Source organism: Paenibacillus sp. F024, assembly GCF_057814255.1.
Window position 1 is genome coordinate 70,783 of sequence record NZ_JBVASZ010000022.1, and the last position, 8,214, is coordinate 78,996.

Annotated in this window: 8 protein-coding genes and 1 riboswitch; of the genes, 7 read left to right on the forward strand and 1 reads right to left on the reverse strand. The window is 50.5% G+C overall.

The features are described 5' to 3' along the window. Nucleotides 1-210: 210 nt before the first annotated feature. A complete protein-coding gene (araA, locus tag ACZYR9_RS19885; protein WP_488980209.1) occupies nt 211-1,701 on the forward strand; it encodes an L-arabinose isomerase in 1,491 nt (496 codons plus the stop codon). Nucleotides 1,702-1,846: 145 nt separating this feature from the next. Then, nucleotides 1,847-3,037: a cation:proton antiporter gene (locus ACZYR9_RS19890; protein WP_488980216.1), complete on the forward strand. Its 1,191-nt coding sequence runs from the start codon at nt 1,847-1,849 to the stop codon at nt 3,035-3,037. Between the two features lie 12 nt (nt 3,038-3,049). Here ACZYR9_RS19890 and ACZYR9_RS19895 read toward each other — a convergent pair whose 3' ends face one another. Then, nucleotides 3,050-4,231, reverse strand: a complete 1,182-nt coding sequence (locus tag ACZYR9_RS19895; RefSeq protein WP_488980210.1) for a polysaccharide deacetylase family protein — start codon at nt 4,229-4,231, stop codon at nt 3,050-3,052. A 333-nt stretch (nt 4,232-4,564) separates the two neighbouring features. On the opposite strand from ACZYR9_RS19895, the gene ACZYR9_RS19900 reads away from it, so the two are divergent. The 5 genes from ACZYR9_RS19900 (at nt 4,565) to ACZYR9_RS19920 (ending at nt 8,165) form a co-directional block, all read left to right on the forward strand. Continuing rightward, the gene (locus ACZYR9_RS19900; RefSeq protein WP_488980211.1) at nt 4,565-5,542 is read left to right on the forward strand and encodes an aldo/keto reductase; all 978 of its coding nucleotides are present in this window, start codon (nt 4,565-4,567) and stop codon (nt 5,540-5,542) included. A gap of 15 nt (nt 5,543-5,557) precedes the next feature. Further along, nucleotides 5,558-6,436 (forward strand): aldo/keto reductase, encoded by an 879-nt coding sequence (locus tag ACZYR9_RS19905; protein WP_488980212.1) that lies wholly within the window; start codon nt 5,558-5,560, stop codon nt 6,434-6,436. A gap of 105 nt (nt 6,437-6,541) precedes the next feature. Then, nucleotides 6,542-6,624, forward strand: a riboswitch (cyclic di-GMP riboswitch). 179 nt (nt 6,625-6,803) lie between these two features. Then, on the forward strand, nt 6,804-7,166 hold the full coding sequence (locus ACZYR9_RS19910) for a response regulator (RefSeq protein WP_488980213.1): 363 nt from the start codon (nt 6,804-6,806) through the stop codon (nt 7,164-7,166). A gap of 151 nt (nt 7,167-7,317) precedes the next feature. Further along, nucleotides 7,318-8,007 (forward strand): metal-dependent hydrolase, encoded by a 690-nt coding sequence (locus ACZYR9_RS19915; RefSeq protein WP_488980214.1) that lies wholly within the window; start codon nt 7,318-7,320, stop codon nt 8,005-8,007. A 20-nt stretch (nt 8,008-8,027) separates the two neighbouring features. Then, entirely contained in the window at nt 8,028-8,165 is a 138-nt protein-coding gene (locus ACZYR9_RS19920) for a hypothetical protein (protein ID WP_488980215.1), read from the forward strand. Nucleotides 8,166-8,214: the final 49 nt, after the last annotated feature.

Sequence of the window (8,214 nt, forward strand, 5' to 3'; positions counted from 1 at the left end):
AGCTCAATGGCTGTCAAACATGATATAAGAGTTCGGAAGGAGTTTTTTTCCTAAAGAGCTCTTTTTTTTGTTGAAATCAAGGCCTATCCGGAGTAAAATGAAAGCGATATAAATGTACGTACATATTATTATTATCATTTGGAATATTGTAGTTTTATGTTGATTATGTACGTACAAATATGTCTTTTACTTTCCGGAGGAGGACGTATCATGTTGAATGTAAAGCCATATGTATTTTGGTTTGTAACTGGAAGTCAGCATTTGTACGGACCGGAAACGCTGCAAGAAGTAGATGAGCATTCCAAACGCATAACCGCAGGACTTGAACGGGACTTGGCTATCCCGTTCAAGCTGGAATGGAAGCCTGTCCTGACCACGCCCGATGCGATCCGCAAGCTTTGCCTGGAGGCGAACGCCGATGAGAGCTGTGCAGGTATGATTACGTGGATGCATACCTTTTCTCCCGCAAAGATGTGGATCGCCGGTCTTTCGGAGCTGCGAAAGCCGCTGCTGCACCTGCATACACAATATAACCGGGATATTCCATGGGACAGCATCGATATGAATTTCATGAATTTGAATCAATCGGCTCATGGAGACCGGGAATACGGATTTATTGGTGCCCGTATGGGCATTGCCCGTAAAGTCGTCGTCGGCTATTGGGAGGACGGAGAGGTTCGGCGGCGTATCGGCGCATGGATGCGGACGGCTGCAGCGTTTACGGAAGGACGGAGCCTGAGGGTAGCGCGGTTTGGCGATAACATGCGGCAAGTGGCGGTTACCGAAGGGGATAAGGTTGAAGCGCAGATTCGATTTGGCTGGTCGGTTAACGGATATGGCGTCGGTGATTTGGTTCAGCGAGTGCGGGACATTCCGGAGGCGGAAGTCAAACGGCTGCTTGATGAATACGGTGAGCTGTACGATATTGCTGCGGAAGGCAGGAAAGAGGGACCGATCCGCGAAGCGATTTTGGAGCAGGCCCGGATGGAGCTGGGGCTTAAGGCCTTCTTGGAGGAGGGCGGCTTCGGCGCCTTCACGACGACGTTTGAAGATTTGCACGGCTTGAAGCAGCTGCCGGGACTGGCGGTTCAGCGCCTGATGGCGGCAGGCTACGGCTTTGGCGGTGAAGGTGATTGGAAAACAGCTGCACTGCTGCGCATCATGAAAATCATGGCCAGCGGCGAGGGTACATCCTTTATGGAGGATTACACCTATCACTTGGAGCCAGGCAACGAACTGGTGCTCGGTGCCCATATGCTGGAGATTTGTCCAACTATTGCTGCAAAACGCCCTAAGATCGAGGTGCACCCGCTATCCATCGGAGGAAAGGAGGACCCTGCCCGGCTCGTTTTCGACGGCCGGAGCGGCGTTGCGATTAATGCCTCGATCATCGATATGGGCAGCCGCTTCCGTTTGCTCATCAATGAGGTTGATGCGGTGCAGCCGGAGAATGCGATGCCGAAGCTTCCGGTCGGCCGTGTACTGTGGAAGCCTCAGCCATCTTTACGGGAATCGGCTGAGGCATGGATTCTGGCGGGGGGAGCCCATCACACCATATTCTCCTACAACATAACGGCAGAACACATGATAGACTGGGCGGAGATGGCGGGGATCGAATGTGTGGTCATTGATAAGCACACCTCTATACGGGCATTCCGCGACGTGCTGCGATTAAACGAAGTTGCATGGCGCTTAAGCTAAAATACAAAAACTTCTTGAAACATAAATCACTTTAATGCTATATTATTTACTGGAAAAAGAAAATGAGCAGTTCTTAGGTGGAGCCTGTCACAGACGCTATCCGTATGTCTGTACAGGCTCCTTTTGTGCTGCAAATCGACTGTTGATGGGAGTGGGAGGCTTGTTGTTTTACTTTCAATTGTTAATTATTTTGCTCTCCACAAAGCTTGCGGGGGATCTCTGTGTTAAGCTGGGGCAGCCGGCGGTGCTTGGCAAGCTCATTGTAGGCATTATTATCGGACCTGCCGTGCTGGGATGGATCCAAAATTCCGATTTACTGCAAGCTTTTAGTCAAATCGGGGTTTTGTTATTGATGTTTATCGCAGGTCTGGAAACGGATGTTCAGGAGTTAAACCGGAACCGGAATTCATCGGTTACGGTAGCTGTAGGAGGGATTATTTTTCCTTTGCTTGGGGGATATTTTGGAGGACAGCTCATGGGGCTTGGACAAGCCGAATCGTTGTTCCTGGGCTTGCTGTTCTCGGCGACATCCGTCAGTATTTCCGTGCAAACGCTTAAGGACCTGGGCCAATTGAAGAGCCGGGAGAGCGTTACCATCCTGGGTGCCGCTATCGTGGACGATATTTTGGTCGTCATTTTGCTCGCGTTCTTGATGAGCTTTTTCGTGGGGGGCGGGGATGTCAGTATAGGTCTGCTGATCGGCAAGAAAGTCTTGTTCTTTGCCCTTATCATTGTCCTCGGATGGAAGGTCGTACCATGGGTAATGAAGCGGCTTGCGCCTTTGCGTGTGTCGGAAACGGTTATCAGCGCGGGATTAATCGTTTGCTTCGGTTTTTCTTACTTGGCCGAATCGCTGCAAATTGCCGGCATTATCGGAGCGTTCGCAGCAGGTATTGCAGTAGCTCAAACGAATTTTAAGAAAGAAGTCGAGCACAAGATAGAGCCCATTGCGTATGCAGTGTTTGTCCCCGTATTCTTTGTCAGTATCGGTGTGTCCGTTACCTTCGACGGGATCATGGAGCAGCTGCCTCTCATTGCTGGACTTACCGTCATGGCGGCATTAACCAAGATCCTCGGCTGCGGCTTGGGGGCGCGTGTGACTGGTTTCTCGTGGAATTCTTCTCTAAAAATCGGCGCAGGAATGGTATCCCGCGGAGAGGTGGCTTTGATCATCGCCGCTATCGGACTGGAAATGAATCTTCTTCCGCAGGAATTCTTTACATCGGTTGTTATTGTCGTTATTCTGACAACCTTAGTTACGCCGCCGCTTCTCAAAAAGCTGTTCGGCGAACAGAAGGAATTAGCAGATAATAAAGAACAGAGTATGAGTGTGTAGGTGCTCCTGACGCTAGTTGGAGCTGCCTGGCTTTGATCTTACAGGATCAATCACCTCTGTGGCATCGAACAAGCCGGATAACCGTTTGATTTGTCCTCTTAGAGCGATCCCGTCAATATGACGGCGGTCCATCATGATACTGTCGGATCGAAATTGAATATAAGGCTCCGGGCCAACAGAGCACAGCATGCTAAAACCGGAATCCAGCAGCGCCTGGTATTTCGGATCTCCGGGCAGCACGCTGCTGCCATAGGGATAAATATAGATTGAGGTGGGACCAATGAGAGTCTCCACCTCATCCTTCCATCGTTGAGTATCCCGTACCAAGCGATCCAGGCTGATTTTCCCCGCATCCAAATGACCCCATCCATGTGAGGCAAACGACCAGCCGTCGGCCTTCAGCGCATTCACTACCTTTAACGCCTCCAGCTTTTCCATTTCGAAGCCGGGAGCGTTTCTTTTTTGCGTTCGGTAGCCGAGGATGCCTTCGTAACCCGTTAACGCTAAAACTCCCTTTGCTCCGTCAAGGGAAAAATCAGGGTGAGCTTTGACAAACGCATCGACAATGGGAACAATTTCATTATCATAGTCTATACGAATTTGACCGCTTTTCATTTGCGATTCCGCAGCGATACGTCCCTGTCCATCGACGACAAGCTTGCTTACGTTACCGTTTTGAATCATATATTCATAATAATTCAGATCGTCCACCGACAAGATCAGAGGCTTTTTACCCTCCGGCAGCAGAAGCTCCTTTTTGGACACGATTCGAACTCCCCGCTCGATTTGGACTTCATACACTGAACGGATGTCAATAAGAATATAGTCTCTTTGATATAGCTGTTCGAGAATGGCGTTGAACTCCCTAACTGTAACGAACCAATCATCGTAGCCCCGGGACATCGCATCACCATCAAACGCAAGCTCGGGATAAGCAATCAAAGGGTGGAAAAAGAGGTGCTCAACAGAACCGTGATAGGGTATGCGTTTTGTCACAGCTTGAGGCATAGCGGATTGAACCGGCTGTGCTTCATTCCCGGCAGGTTTGTTTAGTTCGGGATCGGCTTGGTGATTGCCGGACGGCGGCTTCATCAGGTCTGACTTTAAACCGGTCGCTGCGGGACCGAGCCATACGGAGATAGATAGCAGTGCTGCACCGGTGACAGCGATTGCCATTGCCGTTCCTTTTCTCATAGCGTTTCGCCTCCGTCCAAGGTAGATGCTTCTTAAAACCCATAATGATTAGACGATCTAGCGGCGGAAGCAGTTCATCGTGCGCGGAGGGCTGAGGCAGAATTTCATCGTATCGCATGGTACCAAAATGCGGTGAACGTATGGCAGTCATTTATGGTATGATGTAAATAATAACCAAATAAAATTGAATGTCACTCCTATTCCGAGACCGGCAGCATTCAAACAGACCGACCTTGTACAATATCAACCCGGATCCGACGGTATGGAGGCTGGCTTCTACTTCGCAATCGTCAGCGAATGATTTGGTACATTTAAAGGGAAGGGAGTGTAAGGATGCAATACCGTACAGTAGGTAAAACAAGCATGAAAGTATCCAGTCTTTGCTTTGGCACGATGTCCTTCGGCGGTGCCGCCGACGAAGCGGCTTCTATGGCTATGTTCCGAAGATGCCGGGAGGTTGGCATCAATTTTTTCGATTGCGCAGATGTGTATAACAAAGGGCGCGCGGAGGAAATATTGGGCAAATGCATTGCCGGAATCCGTAATGAAGTCATTCTTACCAGTAAAGTTCATGGCAAGACCGGAGAGGGCGTCAATGATCGGGGCTTATCCCGGAGGCACATCATGCTTGCGGTAGAGGAAAGCCTTCAGCGGCTCGGAACAGACCGTATCGAATTGTATTTCGTCCACGCCTTCGATTCGGAGGCGGATATGGAAGAGATTCTGCGGGCTATGGATGATCTTCAGCGTCAGGGAAAAATACTGTACCCTGCGGTAAGTAACTGGGCGGCTTGGCAGATCGCGAAATCGCTTGGGATCTCAGCCAGGGAAAGCCTGGCCCGGTTTGAATGCGTTCAACCGATGTACAATCTGGTGAAGCGCCAGGCGGAGGTTGAGATTTTGCCGATGGCTCAATCCGAGCGGTTGGGCGTCATCTCCTACAGCCCTTTGGGAGGCGGACTGTTGACCGGTAAATACGGTGTCGGGCGAAAGCCGGAGCTTGGCCGGCTCGTTGAGCAGGCGAATTACAAGCTCCGCTATGCCGATACAAGCTATTACGAGTCCGCGGAGCGCTTTACCCGGTACGCAGGCGAGCATGGTGTTCATCCGGCCTCCCTTGCGGTGGCTTGGGTCATGTCCCATCCCGGGATCACCGCGCCCATTATCGGAGCCCGAAATGTAGAACAGCTGCAGCCTTCACTTGAAGCGTTGCATATAGAGATGACCCCGGAGCGGAGGCAGGAGATTTCTGCTTTAACCCCCGCCCCCCCGTTAGCCACAGATCGTTCAGAAGAAGCTGCTCTATCTTGAGGAGGTTGACATTGTATGCTGAAGAGAACCTTGGGTCGGATCGGTCATGAGAGCTCGGTAGTTATGTTTGGTGCAGCAAGCTTGGGCAAGGTGACGCAAGCCGAAGCCGACCAGTCCATCCAATTGGCCTTGGATCATGGGATTAATCATTTTGATACGGCGGCCAGCTATGGAGATGCCGAACTGCGGATGGGACCGATCATCAGCAAAGTCCGCAGCGATATCTTCCTTGCTACGAAGACAGGTCAGCGCACCAAAGCTCGGGCCAAAGAAGAAATTTACCGGTCGCTTGAGCGGATGCAGGTCGATGATGTCGATCTGCTGCAGCTGCATGAGGTCGGGACGCTGGAAAAGCTGGATCAGTGTACAGCCAAAGGCGGTGCGCTTGAGGCGCTTATGGAGGCGAAGGAGGAGGGCATCGTTAAAGCGATCGGCATTACGGGACACGGACATCAAGCTCCGCATACGCACTTGGAGGCGCTTCGGAGATTTCCTTTCGAAACCGTACTGCTGCCGTTTAATTATTACATGTACTCCATGCCCGAGTACCGGGAAGCGTTCGACGCACTGATGGAGGAGGCGGTCAGACAGCGGACGGCGGTCAGGGCCATTAAGGCGATTGCCAAAGCACCGTGGAACGAGGGGCAGGATCGCAAGTACGCTACATGGTATGAGCCTTTCGATCAGCAGGAAATCATAGACGCTTGCGTTCATTATGTTTTGTCTTTCCCGGGGCTGTCCGGATTCGCGAGTGCAGGTGATATTCATCTCTTCCCTAAGATCGTTGATGCGGTGGAACGATACGGCACGATGAGCGACGATGAAGCCAACCGAATTCTCAGCTCAATCAGCGGATATACGACTGTTTTCGGTGCACCTACGTCAATTGCTTAAGGGAAAGCGTACCTATTAAATTAAAGCCGAAGTACTGCATGCACAAGGGCGTTGTTCTCTTGAATTTTTACCTGGGGATGCTATAATACACTTGATAACGGTTTCATTCGTTGAAGGCAAACTTGGTGAAAATCAAGGACGCAAAGCTAAAGGGACTAATGTGCAAACTACGTCAGCCAGCTGCCGAAGGACCGAAGGAAATCGGCCGATTACGGGCCTCCCTTACGGCGACCGGGAGGTCCTTTTTAGTGTTCCGGAAAGTTGTCGCAAGGTGATTGAGATTTTGATATCAGTCTGATCGAAATTTAAGGACCATGCTGCCATTTATCCTTGCGTACATACATCATACAAGTGGGGGCAATCCGGCGTGAAAAAAATTATTATCGTAGACGATTCTTTGTTTATGCGGATGATTCTCAAAAACTCTTTGGTTGAATTCGGATATGAAATCGTTGCGGAGGCCAGCAACGGGCTGGAGGCCCTGTCGCTGTATTCCGAGTATAGACCGGATTTGGTTACGCTGGATATTACCATGCCTGAGATGGATGGACTTACGGCGCTAAAGGAAATCAAAATGATGGACCCGGATGCCAAAGTGATCATGGTGTCGGCTATGGGGCAGCAGGCGTTATTGATTCGCGCCGTTTCTATGGGAGCTATCGATTTTATCGTCAAGCCATTTAATAAAGACCGCATTAGAGAGGCGTTGTTAAAGGCCTTTGCAGGATAAAACTGATGTTTTTGCAGTGAGGGAATCAAATGAGAAAAAAACCGGAAAGCCGTTTTTTATCGTTTTGGTTTACAGCCGATTCTTTGTTACAATACATAGTGTGCTTGTCTCTAAAAGCAATGCATTTCAAAATCAAGGAGGAGTATAATTCATGGAAATCCGCTATCATGGACATTCCTGCGTACAGATCAGTCACGAAGGGCATTCTCTGATCATTGATCCGTTCATTTCAGGCAATCCTATGGCCGCTGCAAAGCCGGAGGATATCAAGGTGGAGCACATCCTCCTTACCCATGCGCATACGGACCACATTCTGGATACTGTGCCAATTGCAAAGAGCAACGACGCCACGGTCGTCGCTACTTTCGAACTGGCAACATATATGAGCTGGCAGGGAACGAAGTCGTTTGCCATGAATATCGGCGGCCGTACTTCGCTTGGTTATGCAGAGGTCGAAATGATCCAGGCATTTCACAGCTCCGGCATCGTGCTCGAAGAAGAGAAGAAGATAATTTACGGCGGTATGCCGGGCGGCTTTATTATCCGTTGGAACGGGTTGACGATTCTTCACAGCGGAGATACTTCACTGTTCTCCGACATGAAGCTTATTGGCGAGCGCAATCAAATCGATGTAGCGTTTTTGCCCATCGGCGACGTGTTTACGATGGGACCTCAGGATGCGGCTATTGCTGCAGAGTGGCTGAAAGCCAAAACCGTTGTGCCGCTGCATTTCGATACGTTCCCGCCGATCAAGCAGGATGCGCATGCATTCGCTGACAGCCTCTCATCAAAGGGGATCACCGGAAAAGTCATGCAGCCGGGTGAAACCTGGACGCTGTAATGGATCCGGGAGGCTGCAGCTTGAATCTTAACATTATACCCGTACATACGGAGGAGCAGCCGAAAGGCTGCTTTTCCGTTCGGCGTGCCCAGCTAAGCACGCATCTTCTAGCCGGTGAAAGTCCGGTCGCGGGAGGAGCCAAGTCCCCGCGTAGCTAGGATACTTGCGTATGGCGAAATCTGTGCGTAAAAGCGTATCGACGAAAGT